Origin of the sequence: Xanthomonas sp. CFBP 8443 (assembly GCF_025666195.1) — a bacterium.
Lineage (GTDB): Bacteria > Pseudomonadota > Gammaproteobacteria > Xanthomonadales > Xanthomonadaceae > Xanthomonas_A.
In genome coordinates this window covers 1,315,906-1,333,067 of the sequence record NZ_CP102592.1, presented here as the reverse complement: position 1 = coordinate 1,333,067, position 17,162 = coordinate 1,315,906, and the positions used below count along the sequence as shown (strand labels likewise).

14 protein-coding genes are annotated in these 17,162 nt (G+C 69.2%); 8 read left to right on the top strand and 6 right to left on the bottom strand.

Translation table 11 applies throughout. The annotated features are described in order from the left end of the window. On the top strand, positions 1–408 hold the full coding sequence (locus NUG20_RS05680; protein ID WP_263397435.1) for an HNH endonuclease: 408 nt from the start codon (positions 1–3) through the stop codon (positions 406–408). Here NUG20_RS05680 and NUG20_RS05675 read toward each other — a convergent pair. From NUG20_RS05675 to NUG20_RS05660, 4 genes are all read right to left on the bottom strand, one after another. After that, positions 344–1,180: a pseudouridine synthase gene (locus NUG20_RS05675; RefSeq protein WP_263397434.1), complete on the bottom strand. Its 837-nt coding sequence runs from the start codon at positions 1,178–1,180 to the stop codon at positions 344–346. The genes NUG20_RS05680 and NUG20_RS05675 overlap by 65 nt on opposite strands. Positions 1,181–1,226: 46 nt before the next feature. Further along, entirely contained in the window at positions 1,227–1,730 is a 504-nt protein-coding gene (locus tag NUG20_RS05670) for a hypothetical protein (RefSeq protein ID WP_263397433.1), read from the bottom strand. Positions 1,731–1,981: 251 nt separating this feature from the next. Further along, positions 1,982–3,076 carry an OmpA family protein gene (locus tag NUG20_RS05665; protein WP_263397432.1) on the bottom strand — a complete coding sequence of 365 codons (1,095 nt, stop codon included), beginning with the start codon at positions 3,074–3,076 and terminating at the stop codon, positions 1,982–1,984. 278 nt (positions 3,077–3,354) lie between these two features. Further along, entirely contained in the window at positions 3,355–4,266 is a 912-nt protein-coding gene (locus tag NUG20_RS05660) for a LysR family transcriptional regulator (protein WP_263397431.1), read from the bottom strand. Positions 4,267–4,361: 95 nt separating this feature from the next. On the opposite strand from NUG20_RS05660, the gene NUG20_RS05655 reads away from it, so the two are divergent. The 7 genes from NUG20_RS05655 to NUG20_RS05625 all read left to right on the top strand — a co-directional run bounded on the left by NUG20_RS05655 (position 4,362) and on the right by NUG20_RS05625 (position 14,008). Continuing rightward, positions 4,362–5,603, top strand: a complete 1,242-nt coding sequence (locus tag NUG20_RS05655; protein ID WP_263397430.1) for an MFS transporter — start codon at positions 4,362–4,364, stop codon at positions 5,601–5,603. Beyond that, positions 5,600–6,874: an SGNH/GDSL hydrolase family protein gene (locus tag NUG20_RS05650; protein ID WP_263397429.1), complete on the top strand. Its 1,275-nt coding sequence runs from the start codon at positions 5,600–5,602 to the stop codon at positions 6,872–6,874. The genes NUG20_RS05655 and NUG20_RS05650 overlap by 4 nt, the downstream gene beginning before the upstream one ends. Before the next feature lie 43 nt (positions 6,875–6,917). After that, positions 6,918–7,952, top strand: coding sequence for an aldo/keto reductase (locus tag NUG20_RS05645; RefSeq protein ID WP_263397428.1), 1,035 nt, complete (start codon positions 6,918–6,920; stop codon positions 7,950–7,952). Between the two features lie 52 nt (positions 7,953–8,004). Beyond that, the gene (locus NUG20_RS05640; RefSeq protein WP_263397427.1) at positions 8,005–9,030 is read left to right on the top strand and encodes a zinc-binding alcohol dehydrogenase family protein; all 1,026 of its coding nucleotides are present in this window, start codon (positions 8,005–8,007) and stop codon (positions 9,028–9,030) included. 780 nt (positions 9,031–9,810) lie between these two features. Beyond that, entirely contained in the window at positions 9,811–11,859 is a 2,049-nt protein-coding gene (locus tag NUG20_RS05635) for an NADPH-dependent 2,4-dienoyl-CoA reductase (protein WP_263397426.1), read from the top strand. Between the two features lie 999 nt (positions 11,860–12,858). Next, positions 12,859–13,320, top strand: coding sequence for a cell wall hydrolase (locus tag NUG20_RS05630; protein WP_228320640.1), 462 nt, complete (start codon positions 12,859–12,861; stop codon positions 13,318–13,320). Between the two features lie 79 nt (positions 13,321–13,399). Next, complete coding sequence (locus tag NUG20_RS05625) at positions 13,400–14,008, top strand: glutathione binding-like protein (protein ID WP_263397425.1); 609 nt, start codon at positions 13,400–13,402, stop codon at positions 14,006–14,008. Between the two features lie 558 nt (positions 14,009–14,566). On the opposite strand, the gene NUG20_RS05620 is transcribed toward NUG20_RS05625, so the two are convergent. Beyond that, positions 14,567–15,169, bottom strand: coding sequence for a hypothetical protein (locus NUG20_RS05620; protein WP_263397424.1), 603 nt, complete (start codon positions 15,167–15,169; stop codon positions 14,567–14,569). A gap of 74 nt (positions 15,170–15,243) precedes the next feature. Continuing rightward, positions 15,244–17,115, bottom strand: a complete 1,872-nt coding sequence (prpE, locus tag NUG20_RS05615) for a propionate--CoA ligase (protein ID WP_263397423.1) — start codon at positions 17,113–17,115, stop codon at positions 15,244–15,246. Between the last annotated feature and the right edge of the window lie 47 nt (positions 17,116–17,162).

Genomic DNA, 17,162 nt, shown 5'->3' with positions numbered 1-17,162 from the left:
GTGCGTACGCTCCTGCGCCAACGGCTGTTGCTGGCGGCGCAGACCGACGCGCAGGCGCAGCCGGTGGACGGCGGCTGGGAGACACGGTGCCTGCACTGCCGGCGCCGCCTGCGCGTGCGCGACGACGGGGAACCGCTCGGCCACAGCACGCTGGAACACGTGGTACCGCAGGCCTGGTTCGGCCGCCGTGCGGCCATCGCGTTGTGCGGACTCGTCGGCGACGACCCCAACGACGCACGCAATCTCGCGCTGGCCTGTGCCGGCTGCAACCACACCAAGGGTCGCCACCACGACGCGCGCGGTCCGCAGGATGCGCGCGCCTACGACGTAGTCGCCGCCCTGCTCAGCGCGCGACTGGCGCGCTGGCGTCCGCCGCCGACACCAGTGCAGCGACTTCCGTCGCACTGAGTTCACGCCAGGCGCCCTTGCCCAGTTCGCCCAGCGCCAGTCCGCCGATCGCCACGCGCATCAGGCGCAGCACGCCCAGGTCGAGTTCGGCGAGCAGGCGCCGGATCTGCCGGTTGCGGCCCTCGTCCAGCACCACTTCCAGCCAGGCGTGCTTGTCGCCCTGGCGCAGCAGCCGCACCTGCTTGGCGCGCAGCGCTTCGCCCTCGGCGACCACGCCGGCGCACATCCGCGCCAGCAGGTCCGCATCCGGCACCGCATCGACCTGCACGTGATAGGTCTTGTCCGGGCCGCTGGCCGGGTCGGTGACCCGCGCCGCCCACTGCGGGTCGTTGCAGAACAGCAGCAACCCCTCGCTGGCCTTGTCCAGGCGCCCGACCGGCGCCAGCCAGGGCAGCCCGGCGCCGTCGAAACAGCGGTAGACGGTGTCGCGGCCGCGTTCGTCCTGCGCGGTGGTGACCAGGCCGCGCGGCTTGTTGAGCATCAGATAGAGGCGCTGGGTCGCAGCCAGCGGCGCGCCGTCGAGCGCGAGGCGATGCCGGCCGCGCAGGATCGGGAATTCGGGATCGGTGACGGTGCGCCCGTCGACCGCGACGCGGCCGGCGGCGATCCAGCGCGCGGCCTCGGTGCGCGAGCACAGGCCGAGCTTGGACAGGGTCCGCGCCAGGCCGTGGCGGGCCTCGCCGGCCGCGGCGGCAGCAGGCGGCCGGTTGGCGCCGGCCGCTGACGCCGACGCGCGCGATGCGGGACGGCGGGAACGCGAAGGAGGCTTCACCGCTCGCGCTTCGTACGCAGGCGCGGTCGGCGACCGCGCGCCGCGCTTACTGCTTGTCGGCCGGCTTGGCCGCGTCGGGCGCCGCCGCGGCCGGCACTACCGCCGCGGCCGGACGCGCCTTGACCACGCGCACGCCGCGCGCCTTCATCCAGGCGTCGAATTCCTCGGCGGTCATGCGCTTGCCGTTCTGGCTCATGTCGAAACGCCAGGGCGTGTTGTCGAACGCGGTGGTCGGCTTGTACGCGGCCGGATCGTTCGGCTTCACCGCGCCGCCGGCGGGCACGACGTTGGCCAGGCTCTGGCAGCCTTCGGCGCGCAGCCGCAGCAGCACACGGTCCAGCGACTGGTCGCCGCTGTAGGCCTGGGCCAGCACGCCGCTGGGCATGCCCAGCTGCAGGTTGCGCGTGGACAGCTCGGAAGCGACCGGCGCACCGACCGTGGCCGGCAACGGCAGCGGCTTGGGCAGAACGTCGCCGGAGCAATCCGGTGCGGCATGGGCGGCAGGAATCAGGGCCAGACCAAGCAGGCCAGCCGTAACGATACGCAGCATCGGGTTTTCCATTCAGGCGAGACGACGCCGCGAGTGTAGGCAGGGCCAGGCGCAGTTTCAACCGATACCGGCACTGCATGCGCTAAATAATTGGGAAGGCTGAAAAAGTTCAGCTTGAAGACGTTTGTGCTGCGTTTGCAGAAGTGCCGCTTTTCCGAGTCCCGAGTCCCGAGTCCCTGGTCCCGGCTCCACACGCACAAAAACAAAGCCCGGCGCGAGGCCGGGCTTTGCTTGAAGCATGAAGCGTCCGATTAGTTCTGGACGTTCAGCTCGGTACGACGGTTCTTCGCACGGCCTTCCGGGTTGTCCGAACCATCCGGGTTGGTGTTCGGCGCAATCGGGCGGCTCTCGCCGTAACCGATCGGACCGACCAGACGCGAAGCGTCCACGCCGTTCTTGGTCAGGTAGTCATACACGGTGGTCGCACGACGCTCGGACAGCTTCTGGTTGTAGGCGTCGGTACCCTTCGAGTCGGTGTGACCGGCGACCTCGACCTTCAGGTCGGGGTAACGCTTCAGGATCTCGGTGGCCTCGCTCAGGATCGCGATCGCGTCCGGACGCAGGGTCGACTTGTTGAAGTCGAAGTTGACGCCCTTCAGGTCGATCGACACCGGCACCGGGCAACCGTCCGGACCAATGGTCTGGCCAGGCTGCGAAGCCGGGCACTTGTCGTCGCAGTTGTTGACGCCGTCACCGTCGTCGTCCATGTCCGCGCAGCTCGGGGCAGCGGTCGGAGCAGGAGCGGCAACCGGAGCCGACGGCGGCGGGCCGAGCGGGATCACGACGCCGACCGAGGCCAGCACGTCGCCGAACCAGTTCTCCGACGGAGCGGAAACGCTCTGGTCGTCGAAGTCAGCGCGGTAGGCCACTTCGGCACGCACGGCAACGCGCTTGTCGAAGGTGGTCTGCAGGCCGACGCCAGCCTTGGCGGCGAAGTTGCCGTCCTTGCGCTGACCCGGGGACACGGCGGCGCCGGTGTCGAACTCTTCTTCCGAGCGCTGGTAGCCCAGGCCGAACAGCAGGTACGGGTTCCAGCCGCGGCCTTCCTGGATGAAGTGGCGACGCAGGTCGAACGAGACGCCGTACTGGCTCCAGTTCAGGTCCTGGTTGGCATCGAAGTTCGGGTTCTGATAGTTCAGTTCACCGTCGATCGACCAGTTCGGGCTGACGAACTTGCCCAGGCCCAGGGTGACGAACGGGGCGTCGTTGGTCAGACGGTCGTTGTCCTGGAAGTTGAAGCCGGCCGAACCGGTCAGGTACCAGCGGTCGTCGAATTCCTGTGCGGACGCTGCCTGGGCGACGGCCAGACCGCCCAGCAACGCGGCGGTGAGAATTTTCTTGTTCATTAATACAGCTCCTTGTTTCGGGGATATAGAAACCGATAGGGCATGGTTCAGTACAGATGTCTCGTCACATCCAGACGGCCGTTTCCGCACGCCATCGCCGCGCACATTATGCTCGGCATGGTGAAGACGGCGTTAACGGGCGCGTAACATGTGAAACCCATGGCCAGACCCTCAACGGTCGTGGATACACCGTATACAGCTTCATGAAATGATGCAATGCGGCGCCTGGGCGGCCGTCTGCGTCCGTAGACAGTACGCCTGCGTGTTGTTTTTGCGACTCAGGCCAGGCGCTCCCAGGGCGGCGGGTCGGCCAGTTGCACCTGCATGAACTCGACGAAGGCGCGCACCCGCGGCGGCATCAGCCGGCGCTGCGGCATCACCGCATAGATGCCGGTCTCGGCGATCGCGTATTGCGGCAGCACCTGGCGCAGGCGCCCGCGGCGCAGGTCCTCGGCCACATGCCACACCGAATGCAGTGAGATGCCCTGGCCGTTCAGCGCCGCATCGCGCAGCACCTCGCCGAAGTTGGATTCCAGCGGACCGCGCACCCTGACCGCGACCTCGCCCTCGGCGCCGTGCAGGCGCCAGGTGTCCTGGCGGCCCTCGGCGCCGGTCAGCAGCAGGCAGGCGTGCGCGGCCAGGTCCGCCGCGGTCGCCGGTTCGCCGTGACGGCGCAGGTAGTCGTCAGACGCGCACAGCACGCGGCGGTTGCCGGCCAGGCGCCGCGCGACCAGGCTGGAATCGCGCAGCGCGCCGATCCGGATCGCCAGGTCGAAGCCCTCGCTGATCAGATCCACCACGTTGTCGCTCAGGTGCACGCTCAGCCGCATCTGCGGATACAGGGCCATGAACTGCGGCAGCAGCGGCGACACGTACTGGCGCCCGAACGAGGCCGACATGGTCACCCGCAAGGTGCCGGCGGCGGCGCTGCCGGCGGCGCGCAGGCCGCCGGCCAGCGACTCCAGGTCCTCGACCAGGACGCGCCCCTGCTCGGCCAGCTGCAGGCCTTCGGGGGTGGGATGCAGGCGCCGCGTGGTCCGGTGCAGCAGGCGCACGCCGAGGTCGCGCTCGAGCCGCTTCAGCCGCTGGCTGGCGACCGCCACCGACAGGTCCAGGCTGCGCGCCGCGGCGCTGATCGATCCCAGGTCGAGCACGCGCAGGAACAGGGCGATGTCGCCGATCCGATCCACTTTATCGATTCCGTTGAAAGTCACTCAATATATTGCCCGTTTCTGCTGATAAAGCGCGGACCTAGGCTGTGCCCTCCCGTCTTCCGGAATCGCCCATGCCTCCCTCCCCCACGCCGCCGCCCGCTGCTGCGCCACCGCCGCGGCTGCCGCTGGCCCTGTTCGCGCTGACCGCCGGCGCCTTCGGCATCGGCACCACCGAGTTCGTGATCATGGGTCTGCTGCTGCAGGTCGCGGCCGACCTGCAGGTCAGCGTGCCGGCTGCCGGGCTGCTGATTTCCGGCTACGCGCTGGGCGTGTTCGTCGGCGCGCCGCTGCTGACCGTGGCCAGCCGGCGCTGGCCGCGCAAGCGGGTGCTGGTGACGCTGATGCTGGTGTTCACCGCCGGCAACCTGGCCTGCGCGCTGGCGCCGGACTACGCCACGCTGATGGCGGCGCGGGTGGTCACCTCGCTGGCGCACGGCACCTTCTTCGGCGTCGGCGCGGTGGTCGCCACCGGCCTGGTGGCGCCGCAACGCAAGGCTTCGGCGATCGCGACCATGTTCACCGGGCTCACCGTCGCCACCCTGCTCGGGGTGCCGGCCGGCGCCTGGCTGGGCCTCCAGTTCGGCTGGCGCGCGACGTTCTGGGCGGTGGCCGCGATCGGCCTGCTGGCCACCGTGGTGATCGCCGCGCTGGTGCCGGCCGGCGACGACGCCACGCCGACCCTGCCGCTGCGCGAGGAACTGCGCGCGGTCGGCCGCGCGCCGGTGCTGCTCGGGCTGGCGACGACGGTGCTCGGCTATGCCGGCGTGTTCACCGTCTACACCTATATCCAGCCGATCCTGACCCGGGTCACCGGCCTGGGCGACGGCGTGGTCTCGCCGCTGTTGCTGGTGTTCGGGGTCGGCATGATCGTCGGTAACCTGCTCGGCGGGCGCCTGGCCGACCGCCATCCGCGGCAGGCGCTGCCGCTGACCCTCGGGCTGCTGGCGCTGGTGCTGGCGGCGCTGGCCTTCGCGCTGCGCTCGGTGCCGGCGATGGTGCTGTTGGTCGGCCTGCTAGGGGTGGCCGCGTTCGCCACGGTGGCGCCGCTGCAGCTGTGGGTGCTGGGCAAGGCCGGCGATGCCGGCCGACATCTGGCCTCGAGCCTGAACATCGGCGCGTTCAACCTGGGCAATGCGCTCGGCGCCGGGCTCGGCGGGCTGGTGATCGGCCACGGCGGCAGCCTGACGCAGTTGCCGTGGGCGGCGGCGCTGGTCACCGCGACCGGCCTGGCGGTGGCGCTGCTGGCGCTGCGGCTGTCGCCCACCGTCGCCCATGCGCCGGCGCACGCCTGCGCCGCGGGCGGTGCGGCATGAGCCGGCAGCTGCGCCAGGCCGCGCTGGCCACCACCTTGCTGGGCGCGCTCGCATTGCCGGCCGGCGCCGCCGAGCGCGACTGGATCGCGACCTGGCAGGCCAGCCCGCAGCCGCTGTGGGCCGCCGACTTCCCGTTCCCGACCCAGACCCCGTTCAACCTGTGGCAGCAGACGGTGCGCCAGGTGGCGCGGATCAGCCTGGGCGGCGATACGGTGCGCGTGGAGCTGTCCAATGCCTACGGCCGCGAACCGCTGCATATCGGCGCCGCGCACCTGGCGCTGGCCGGCGACGGCGCGGCGACCGTGCCCGGCTCGGACCGCGAACTGCGTTTCGGCGGGCAGCGCGCGGTGACCATCCCGCCCGGCGCGCCGGTGCTCAGCGACCCGGTCGCGCTGCGCGTGCCGGACCTGGCCCGGCTCAGCGTCAGCCTGTACCTGCCGCAGCCGACCGCGCCGTCCACCTTCCATTGGGAAGGCTTGCAAAGCGCCTGGCTGGCCGCGGGCGAGCGCACCGCGGACGCGACGCTGGCCGACGCCACCGCGCTGCCGGTGCGCCTGTTCGTCAGCGGCATCCAGGTGCGTCGCGCCGATGCCGCCGGCGCGGTGGTGGCGCTGGGCGATTCGATCACCGATGGCGCCGCGTCCACCCCGGGTCGCGACCGGCGCTGGCCGGACCAGCTCGCCACGCGGCTGGCCCCGCGGCGCGTGGCGGTGCTCAACGCCGGCATCTCCGGCGGCCGCGTGCTGCGCGACCGCATGGGCCGCAACGCGCTGGCACGGCTGGACCGCGACGTGCTGGCGCAACCGGGCGTGCATACGCTGGTGCTACTGATCGGCATCAACGACATCAGCTGGTACGCCACGCCGTTCGCGCCGGACGACGCGCCGGTGTCCGCGCAGGAGCTGATCGCCGGCTACCGCCAGCTGCTGCAGCGCGCGCAGGCGCGCGGCCTGCGGGTGATCGGCGCCACGCTGACCCCGTTCGAAGGCGCATTGCCGGACACGCCGATCCACGGCTACTACAGCTCGGACAAGGAACGCGTGCGCCAGCAGGTCAACGCATGGATACGAAACGGCAACGGTTTCGATGCGATCATCGATTTCGACGCCCTGCTCCGCGACCCCGCGCACCCCACCCGCATGCTGCCCGCGTTCGATTCCGGCGATCACCTCCACCCCGGCGACGCCGGCTATGCCGCCATGGCCGAGGCCGCCGCGCGCGTGCTCGGCAGCGCGGCCGACACGCACGCCGTCTCCGCTTCGCCACGCTGATTTCCGCATCCCGCCATTTCCCCCTGCATCAAGGAGTCTCACCATGGAATACCGTCATCTCGGCGCCTCCGGCTTCAAGGTCCCCGTGCTCAGCTTCGGCACCGGCACCTTCGCCGGCTCGAACGAGTTCTTCGCCGCCTGGGGCAATTCGGACGTGGACCAGGCGCGGCGCCTGATCGACATCTGCCTGGAGGCCGGGGTCAACCTGTTCGACAGCGCCGACATCTATTCCGGCGGCGCCGCCGAATCGGTGCTGGGCGCGGCGATCAAGGGCCGCCGCGACCAGGTGCTGATCTCGACCAAGGCCACCTTCCGCTTCGATCCCAACGACCCCAACAGCGTCGGTTCCTCGCGCTTCCACCTGGTGCGCGCGGTCGAGGCGGCGCTCAAGCGCCTGGGCACCGACTACATCGACCTGTTCCAGCTGCACGGCTTCGACGCGAAGACGCCGGTGGAGGAAACCCTGTCCACGCTCGACGACCTGGTCCGCGCCGGCAAGATCCGCTACCTGGGCGTGTCCAACTTCTCCGGCTGGCACCTGATGAAGTCGCTGGCGGTGGCCGACCGCTACGGCTGGTCGCGCTACGTCGCCAATCAGACCTACTACTCGCTGATCGGCCGCGACTACGAGGAAGAACTGATGCCGCTGGGCCTGGACCAGGGCGTCGGCGCGGTGGTGTGGAGCCCGCTGGGCTGGGGCCGGCTGACCGGCAAGATCCGCCGCGGCCAGCCGCTGCCGGAAAGCAGCCGCCTGCACAACAGCAAGGTCACCGAGGCCGGCCCGCCGGTCGAGGACGAGCGCCTGTACCGGGTGGTCGACGCGCTGGATGCGATCGCCGCCGAAACCGGCAAGAGCGTGCCGCAGATCGCACTGAACTGGCTGCTGCAGCGGCCCACGGTGAGCAGCGTCATCATCGGCGCGCGCAATGAGGAGCAGCTGCGGCAGAACCTGGGCGCGGTCGGCTGGAACCTCGACGCCGCGCAGGTGCGGCGCCTGGACGAAGCGAGCGCGGCGGTACCGCCGTACCCGTACTGGCACCAGCGCGGCTTCGCCGAACGCAATCCGCGGCCGGTATGAGCCGGACACGCAACGCCTTCCCGCCACCGATTCCCCCACGCCTGGAGACATCATGAAAGCCGTCGCCCTCACCCATTACCTGCCGATCGACGATCCGCAGTCGCTGCTCGACGTGGACCTACCCAAGCCGCCCGCGCCTACCGGTTTCGACCTGCTGGTGCGGGTCGAGGCGGTGTCGGTCAACCCGGTCGACACCAAGGTGCGCGCCCCCAAGCCGCAGGTGGAGGCGCAGCCCAAGGTGCTGGGCTACGACGCGGCCGGGGTGGTCGAGGCGGTCGGTGCCGACGTCGAGGGCTTCGAACCCGGCGACGAGGTCTATTACGCCGGCGACATCACCCGCGCCGGCAGCAATGCGCAATATCAGCTGGTGGATGCGCGCATCGTCGCGCGCAAGCCGGCGACGCTGGATTTCGCGCAGGCCGCGGCGCTGCCGCTGACCACGCTGACCGCGTGGGAACTGCTGTTCCAGCGCATGCCGTTCGACTTCGACGACGAGCGCAACCGCGGCCGGCGCCTGCTGGTGATCGGCGGCGCCGGCGGCGTCGGCTCGATCGCGATCCAACTGGCGCGGCACGCCGGCTTCGAGGTCATCGCCACCGCGTCGCGCCAGCAGACCCGCGACTGGTGTCTGCAACTGGGCGCGCAGCACGTGATTGACCATCGCCAGCCGCTGGCGCCGCAGCTGCAGGCCCTGGGCATCGAACAGGTGGATGCGGCATTGAACCTGGCCGACACCGACCGCTACTGGGACGCACTCGGCGAACTGGTCGCGCCGCAGGGCCATGTCGGCCTGATCGTGGAACCGGCCGGCGCGCTGCGCATCGGCGATCCGTACAAGTCCAAGTGCATCGGCATCCACTGGGAAATGATGTTCGCGCGGGCGCGCTTCAAGACCGCCGACATGATCGAGCAGCACCGTATCCTGGCACGCACCGCCAGCCTGGTCGATGCCGGCGAACTGCGCACCACGCTGACCGAAACGCTGACGCCGATCGACGCGGCCAACCTGCGCGAAGCGCACCGGCGTCTGGAATCGGGCAGCACCATCGGCAAGCTGGCGCTGGCCGGCTGGGGCTGAGCGACCGCGCAGTTCGATCGGGAGCGCGCGCGATCGCCCTGCTTTGCGCGTGGCGGTCATTGGCCGCTCCATAGAACGCGCGCCAGCTCCGCTGTTGCCGTTGCCTTTGCTGTTGCCTTTGCTTGGCTTTTGATCTACCGGGTCCCCTCAGCGCGGCAGACCCGGCGGGCGAATACCCGAAGGGCGGCGCGCAGGATGCGCGACGTTTTTCGTTGGCACATGGATGTGCCATCGAAAAATGCCCGTCGGGGCTGCGGACCTGGAGCGCGCAGCGCGGAAGGCGCGCTGCGGGGGTGTGCTTGACCAGCCTTCGGCTGTGGTAAAGCGCTTCTTTTGGTTACTTTTCTTTGCACAAGCAAAGAAAAGTGACCCGCGCTAGCGGAAGCTGTTGCTATTGCTTCAAAGCTCAAAAATCCCAGCACCAGAACCAAGACAACGGCAAAGGCAAAGACGAAGGTTTTCGCCTTGCGGCGAGTCACTTCGGTCGCGACGCAGCGTCTGTCAGCGACCGATTTCAGACCCTGTCGGGACTGAAGTCCCTCCCACAGTGCACCCAGCCGGCATTCGCTACACTGTTCCTTGTGGGAGCGGCTTCAGCATTACCGCTAAAAGCCTGTCGCGACTGAAGTTGCTCCTACAAGGGTTATAGATACCGCAGGACAAGAACCCCATCCTCCGGGCCGCGCCCCTTCTACCGTAGGCAACCCGCGCACGCCCCTCTTGCCGTAGCCCAGGTTTCACGTCACCCTGCGCGCTTCCGTACGCCAGCGTATCCAAGCCATGTCGTCCGCCTCCGGCCAGCCCGACCCGTCCCCCGCCGCCTACCCGCACCTGTTCGCCCCGCTCGACCTGGGCTTCACCCAACTGCGCAACCGGGTGCTGATGGGCTCGATGCACACCGGCCTGGAGGACCGCGCCCGCGACTTCCCCAAGCTGGCCGCGTATTTCGCCGAACGCGCCGCCGGCGGCGCCGGGCTGATCGTCACCGGCGGCTTCGCCCCGAACGTGGTCGGCTGGTTGAAGCCGTTCGGCGGCAAGCTGTCGTGGCCGTGGGAAGTGCGCCCGCACCGGCAGGTGACCCGCGCGGTGCATGCGCACGGCGCCAAGATCTGCCTGCAGCTGCTGCATGCCGGGCGCTACGCCTACCACCCGCTGTCGGTGGCACCGTCGAAGCTGAAGGCGCCGATCAATCCGTTCACCCCGCGCGCGCTGTCCGCACGCGGCGTCGAGCGCCAGATCGGCGCCTACGCCCGCGCCGCGCGGCTGGCGCGCGAAGCCGGCTACGACGGCGTCGAGGTGATGGGCTCAGAAGGCTATCTGATCAACGAGTTCGTGGCCCCGCGCAGCAACCGCCGCGACGATGCCTGGGGCGGCGACGCGAGCAAGCGCATGCGCTTCGCGGTGGAGATCGTGCGCCGCATCCGCGAGGCCTGCGGGCCGGACTTCATCATCATCTACCGGCTGTCGCTGGTGGACCTGGTCGAGGACGGCAGCGACTGGCAGGAGATCGTGGCGCAGGCGCAGGCGATCGAGGCCGCCGGCGCGACGCTGATCAACTCCGGCATCGGCTGGCACGAGGCGCGCGTGCCGACCATCGCCACCTCGGTGCCGCGTGCCGCCTTCGCCGGGGTCACCGCCAAGCTCAAGCCGCATGTGCGGGTGCCGCTGATCGCCACCAACCGCATCAACATGCCCGACGTGGCCGAGCGCATCCTCGCCGGCGGCGGCGCCGACATGGTGTCGCTGGCGCGGCCGCTGCTGGCCGATCCGGAGTGGCCGAACAAGGCGCGGCGCGGCCAGGCGCAGGCGATCAACACCTGCATCGCCTGCAACCAGGCGTGCCTGGACCACGTGTTCGAGAACAAGACTGCCAGCTGTCTGGTCAATCCGCGCGCGGCGGCCGAAACCGAACTCAACTACCTGCCCACGGCGACGCCGCGGCGCATCGCCGTGGTCGGCGCCGGCCCGGCCGGGCTGGCCTGCGCCACGGTGGCCGCCGAGCGCGGCCACCGCGTGACCCTGTTCGACAGCGCCGCGGAGATCGGCGGCCAGTTCAACGTCGCCAAGCGCATTCCCGGTAAAGAAGAGTTCCACGAGACGCTGCGCTATTTCCGCCACCAGCTCGACGCCACCGGCGTGGACGTGCGCCTGCGCACCACCGCCGATGCGGCGCTGCTGGCCGACTTCGACGAGGTGGTGCTGGCCACCGGCATCGTGCCGCGCGTGGTCGATTTCCCGGGCGCGGATCATCCCAATGTGGTCAATTATCTCGACGTACTGCAAGGCCGGGTACAGGCCGCGGAAAAGGTCGCGATCATCGGCGCCGGCGGCATCGGTTTCGACGTCGGCGAATTCCTGGTGCATGCCGGCGAATCGACCGCGCTGGACCCGGCGCGCTGGATGGCCGAATGGGGCGTGGATCCGCAGTTCGAAACGCGCGGCGCGTTGCGCAAGCCGCAGCCGGAAGCGCCAGCGCGCACGGTGTGGCTGCTGCAGCGCAGTGCCGGCCGACCCGGCGCGCGCCTGGGCAAGACCACCGGCTGGATCCACCGCGCCGCGCTCAAGGCCAAGGGCGTGAGCATGCTCGGCGGGGTCGAGTACCTTGGCATGGACGACGCCGGCTTGCGCATCCGCGTGGACGGTACAGAACAGCTGTTGCCGGTCGGCACCGTGGTGGTCTGCGCAGGCCAGGAGCCGCGCCGCGACCTGCACGATGCACTGCAGGCTGCCGGCCGCAAGGTGCACCTGATCGGCGGTGCCGACGTCGCCGCGGAACTGGATGCCAAGCGTGCGATCGCCCAGGGCAGCCGCCTGGCGGCGCAGCTCTAGGCGCGCGTGCGGCGATAGCGGCACGCACTTAGCGAGCGCAAGGAAAGGACGCGCAACACCTGGATCACAAAGGGCGAGGCGCTATCGCAACTGCGCAGGTGGCAATGCGCTGAACGCGGTGTACACGCGCTCGGCCAGTCGTGGCGCAGCACGCGCGTGGTGCCGGCACACCACTGCACGCCTCGGCGCGCTATCGGCGACACCCGCGATGTAGGGCTGCGCCACGTCGCTGGCCTGCTGCCGATGGCGTTCGGCGCGCTGCGGCTCCAGTCCGGCAACGGCCTGCGGATCTCCCTTCCGGAGTTGCAGCAGGCGCTGTCCGGATAATTGATAGACAACGCATTCGACTTGCGCGCAGGCACGGCCGATACAGGCAAGGCACCGCGTCCGCCGCCAACAGACAGAATATGGCCAACGCGTAACGTCATGCGCACGCTTCAGCGCGGTTCGCTATGCGGCAACGCATACAACGCGATGTTCGCGTCATGCAGCTTGGCGATGCAGTTGCGGTTCTCCGACTTAGCGCATTGTCGAAGCCGGAACCGCAATCGCGCATCCACATGCGGCGTTCGCCACGACGCTATAGGCACAGCGTTGTCACTGTCGCCGCTCAGCACATCGTTGCCGCGTTCGATTCTTCGATGGAATCGTCATTGCGCGATACGCGTCGAGACCAATCGCGCAACTCCATGCAGCGTGATGCAAATGTGATGCACAAGGTTCGCGCATGCGCAACGATGCGACGGTCGACTCGCGCTGCAGCGCACCACAGCCAATGTGAGCGCTGTCAATGTCAGGGGTTCAGTTGCGATTGGGGAAGCGGCGCCTATTGTGCGCGCCACTTCTGATCCACCCATCTTGGTGGATCCGCCGGCCTCCAGATTGCGCCGGCACCCGGGCGGCCCGTGACAGGCCGCCTCCCCATGACGCCAAGCCGCATCGCCTTGCCGCGCCACCCGGTGCAGCCCCGATGACGGCCCATACGGAGCAAGGAGTCATATGAAACTGGCCTGGATTCTCTGGCTGTCGCAGCTGTTGCCGCAACCCGCCGCCGATTCGTTGTGTTTGAGCACCACCGTGTATCTGGAAGCGCGCGACCAGACGCTGCGCGGCCAGCAGGCGGTCGCCGAAGTGGCGCTGCGGCGCCTGGACAGCGGCCTGTGGGGCAACTCGATGTGCCAGGTGGTCACCGCGCGCAAACAGTTCGCGCCGGGGCTGGTGAAACCCGGGACCGAACTGAAGAATGACGACGCCTGGGCCGATGCGGTCGACGTCGCCTTTGCCGCGGAGCGCAACTGGGCGCTGCCGCAGGGCCAGCGCAAGGAGATCGTGCCCGGCGCCAGCCACTTCGCCGCGCATGCGATCGCCAGCCCCAGCTGGCGCAATGCCTACCAGGTGGCGACGATCGGCGACCACACGTTCTACCGCGTACAGAAGCTGCGGCCGCGCAACGCGTCCTGATCGCGCACTGCCGCACTATCGCCAACGGCATGCAGGGCCGGGTACGCTTCCCGGCCCTTTGTCTGTGCGGAGTGCCGCAATGAAACTGTATTCCAAGCCCGGCGCCTGCTCGCTGGCCGACCACATTGCGCTGCGCTGGGCGGGCCTGCCGTTCGAACTGCAACTGCTCGATGCCGCGTCGATGAAGGCGCCGGCCTATCTCGCCCTCAATCCCGCCGGCGCGGTGCCGACGCTGCAGGTGGACGACTGGGCGCTGACCCAGAACTCGGCGATCCTCAACTACATCGCCGACCTGGCGCCAGCCGCGCAGCTTGCCGGCGACGGCAGCGCGCGCGGCCGCGCCGAAGTGCAGCGTTGGCTCGCCTTCCTCAACGCCGACCTGCATCCGGCCTTCCATCCCCTGTTCGGCAGCACGCGCTATCTGGAAGACGCGGCGGTGATCGCGCACACCCAGGACCATGCGCGCGAACGCCTGCGCACGCTGTATGCGTGCGTGGACGCGCACCTGGCGACGCAGGCGTGGCTCGGCGGCGCGCAACGCTCGATCGCCGATGCCTATCTGTTCGTCACCTTGCGCTGGGCACGCGCCTTGAAGATCGAGTTCGGCACGCACCTGCAACGCTTCTTCGAACGCATGATGGCCGATCCGCAAGTGCAGGCGGCGCTGCATGCCGAAGGATTGGACTGAGCGCAGGCAACCGCGGCGCATGCAGTGTGACGCGCTGCGTGAATGAGCAATTGCCAGAAAAATTCCGCATCGACTGATGCCAACCTGTGGGAGCGACTTCAGTCGCGACGGGCTCTACCGGCAATGCGTCGCGACTGAAGTCGCTCCCACAAACGCGCCGCGGGCTGCAACGGTCCGCATCCGAACTGCATCCGCAAGACAGCCGACCCGCAGGTGCAGGTGGCGCGGCAGTCGGAAGGCCTAGAGAGTCCATGCAATTCGAGCGATCTTTTTTGCTTGTTTGCACGCAAACGAAACCTTTAGGAGCGGTTTCAGCCGCGACAGGCTCTATCGGACACATCCTGTCGCGGCTGAAGCCGCTCCTACAAGGGCCACACTGCGACGCCAGCCGTCTTAGAGCATGCTGCCTGCATCGGCCATGGCCACGAACGGGGCTGCGCTGATCTCCAGCGCAGGCGATCGCCATGCAGCAGCCGTGACGCGGGCTGCGCGCGTTCTGGATCGGCAGGCATTGCACGCCGGCATCTGCGTGCGCGTGGCATTGGTGTTTGATCGCGACTACTGCGCATCCGCGCCGAGCGTATCCTGCAACCAGCGCGCGGCCAGCGCCGGACTCTTGGCCTTGCCTATCGCGGTGGCCAAGTCCGGCAGCAGCGCTTCGAGCGCAGCGGCGTCGCTGCAGCGCTCGATCTTCAGCTGCATGAAATAGCCCTTCAATCCCAGGTACTGGCGTACCGCTTCGCTCATCGCATCGTAGAGGCGCGAATAGCGCTGCGCCGCTTCGCGCGACACCGGCGCATCGGCGCGATCGGCCAACGCCTGGAGGGCGTCGGTCACCGTTGCCGCGGACGCCGCCAACGGTGCGCTCGATGCCGATGCCGATGGCGATGGCGATGGCGATGGCGATGGCGATGGCGACGATACCGGTGATGCCGGCAGCGACGCATCGCCGCCGCGGCGGATCAGGCCCATCTGCTGCAATTGCGCCAAGGCATCGTCGGGCGCATGCACGCCGGCAACGATCTGCTGCAGCGTGCTGTCGTCCTTCTGTCCGTCCACCACCAGCAGGATCGAGCGCAGTTGCGCCGGCAGCCGGCGCGCGCGGTCCGCGATTTCCTGCCGTCCGGCCTCGGTCTTGGCATACCACCCGTTCTCGCTCATCCCCCGCCCCCCCCTGGTTGCGCGTCAGCGTCGGCCGCCGCGATTGCCGCGCGATGCAGGCGCGCGGCGGTGCCTCATCGCCCCAGCACCCTGCGAATCTCGTCGAGCGCAGCGGGATCGTCCAGCGTCGACAGATCGCCCGGATCGCGCTGTTCGGCCAACGCCTGCAGCGAGCGCCGCAGCAACTTGCCCGAGCGCGTCTTCGGCAGCGCCTGCACCAGATGCACCTGCGCCGGCCGCGCCACCGCACCGAGCCGCTCGACCACGCATTGCCGCAACTGCTCGGCGACGCCGCCCGCATCGGACGCCGCCTGTTTCAGCGTGGCGAACACCACCGGCACCTGTCCCTTCAGTTCGTCGTGCATGCCGATCACTGCGACCTCGGCCACGTCCGGATGGCCGGCGATGGCTTCTTCGATCTCGCGCGTGCCCAGACGATGGCCGGCGACGTTGATCACGTCGTCGGTGCGGCCGAGGATGAAGGTGTAGCCGTCGTCGTCGCGGATCGCCCAATCCAGCGAGCTGTACAGCAGCTCCTCGAAATGGCTGAAGTAGCTGCGCAGGAAACGCGCGTCGTCGTTCCACACCGTGGTCATGCAGCCCGGCGGCAACGGCGGCTCGATCACCAGCACGCCCTTGCGCCCGGCCGGCACTTCGGCGCCTTGCGGGTCGACGATCTTCATCTTGTAGCCGAGGTTGGGAAACCCGGGCGACCCCAGTTTGACCGGGCGCATGTCCACTCCCGGCAGCAAGGTCAGCGCCGGCCAGCCGGTCTCGGTCTGCCAGTAGTTGTCGATGACCGGCTTGCCCAGCGCCTCGCCGATCCACAGCGCGGTCGGTTCGTCCAGCGGTTCGCCGGCCAGGAACAGGTACTGCAGCGCGCTCAGGTCGTGATCGCGGATGTGGCGCAGCGGATGCTTCTTCAGCACGCGGATCGCGGTCGGCGAGGAGAACATCGTGCGCACCCGGTACTTCTCGCACAGCGCCCACCACACGCCGGGATCCGGCTGCACCGGCAATCCTTCGTACAGCAGCGAGGTGCAGCCGGCGATCAGCGGACCGTACACGTTGTACGAATGGCCGACCGCCCAGCCGACGTCGGAGGTGGAGAACATCACCTGGCCGGGCGCGCAATCGAACACCGTGCGCATCGACAGCGCCAGCGCCACCGCGTAGCCGCCGACGTCGCGTTGCACGCCCTTGGGCTTGCCGGTGGTGCCGGAGGTGTACAGCAGGTAGCTGGGTTCGTTGGATTCCAGCCAGGCGACCGGCACCTGCGCAGCGCCCACCTCCGCGCGCAGGTTGGCGTAGTCGACGTCGCGCCCGTCGATGCGCGGCTGCGCCGGATCCAGCCCGCGCGAGACGATCAGCACCTTCGGCGGCGGCGCGGCGGCTTCCGCGCAGGCGGCATCGATCAACGGCTTGTAGGGAATGATCTTGCCGCCGCGGCTGCCGGCATCGGCGGCGATCAGCAGCTTCGGCGCCGCATCGTCGATGCGCAGCGCCAGGTTGTGCGCGGCGAAGCCGCCGAACACCACCGAGTGCACCGCGCCGATGCGCGCGCAGGCCAGCATCGCGAACACCGCCTCGGCCATGTTCGGCATGTAGATGACCACGCGGTCGCCGCGCTGCACGTCCAGGCGCAGCAGCACCGCGGCGAACGCGTTGACCTCCGCGTGCAGCTGCGCATAGGTGAATTCGCGGGTCTGCCCGGTCTCGCTGGAGACCGCGACCAATGCCAGCTGCGCGGCGCGTTCGGGCAGGTGCCGGTCGACCGCGTTGTGGCACAGGTTGGTCAGCCCGCCGCCGAACCAGCGCCGGAACGGCGGGTGGTCGTATTCCAGGATCGCCTGCGGCGGCCGCTGCCAGTGGATGGCCTTGGCCTGCTCCGCCCAGAACTCCTCCGGCTGCTCGATCGAGCGCCGGTACAGCGTCGCGTAGTCCATGCAGCCCCTCCCAAGGCCATGCACCCGCCCCGAGCATAGTCCTTGCG

Excerpts from the sequence above, each read along its gene's own strand:
- NUG20_RS05670 (WP_263397433.1), bottom strand. The coding sequence starts at position 1,730 with ATGCTGCGTATCGTTACGGCTGGCCTGCTTGGTCTGGCCCTGATTCCT.
- NUG20_RS05665 (WP_263397432.1), bottom strand. The coding sequence starts at position 3,076 with ATGAACAAGAAAATTCTCACCGCCGCGTTGCTGGGCGGTCTGGCCGTC.
- NUG20_RS05655 (WP_263397430.1), top strand. The coding sequence starts at position 4,362 with ATGCCTCCCTCCCCCACGCCGCCGCCCGCTGCTGCGCCACCGCCGCGG.
- NUG20_RS05650 (WP_263397429.1), top strand. The coding sequence starts at position 5,600 with ATGAGCCGGCAGCTGCGCCAGGCCGCGCTGGCCACCACCTTGCTGGGC.
- NUG20_RS05645 (WP_263397428.1), top strand. The coding sequence starts at position 6,918 with ATGGAATACCGTCATCTCGGCGCCTCCGGCTTCAAGGTCCCCGTGCTC.
- NUG20_RS05640 (WP_263397427.1), top strand. The coding sequence starts at position 8,005 with ATGAAAGCCGTCGCCCTCACCCATTACCTGCCGATCGACGATCCGCAG.
- NUG20_RS05635 (WP_263397426.1), top strand. The coding sequence starts at position 9,811 with ATGTCGTCCGCCTCCGGCCAGCCCGACCCGTCCCCCGCCGCCTACCCG.
- NUG20_RS05630 (WP_228320640.1), top strand. The coding sequence starts at position 12,859 with ATGAAACTGGCCTGGATTCTCTGGCTGTCGCAGCTGTTGCCGCAACCC.
- NUG20_RS05625 (WP_263397425.1), top strand. The coding sequence starts at position 13,400 with ATGAAACTGTATTCCAAGCCCGGCGCCTGCTCGCTGGCCGACCACATT.
- NUG20_RS05620 (WP_263397424.1), bottom strand. The coding sequence starts at position 15,169 with ATGAGCGAGAACGGGTGGTATGCCAAGACCGAGGCCGGACGGCAGGAA.
- prpE (WP_263397423.1), bottom strand. The coding sequence starts at position 17,115 with ATGGACTACGCGACGCTGTACCGGCGCTCGATCGAGCAGCCGGAGGAG.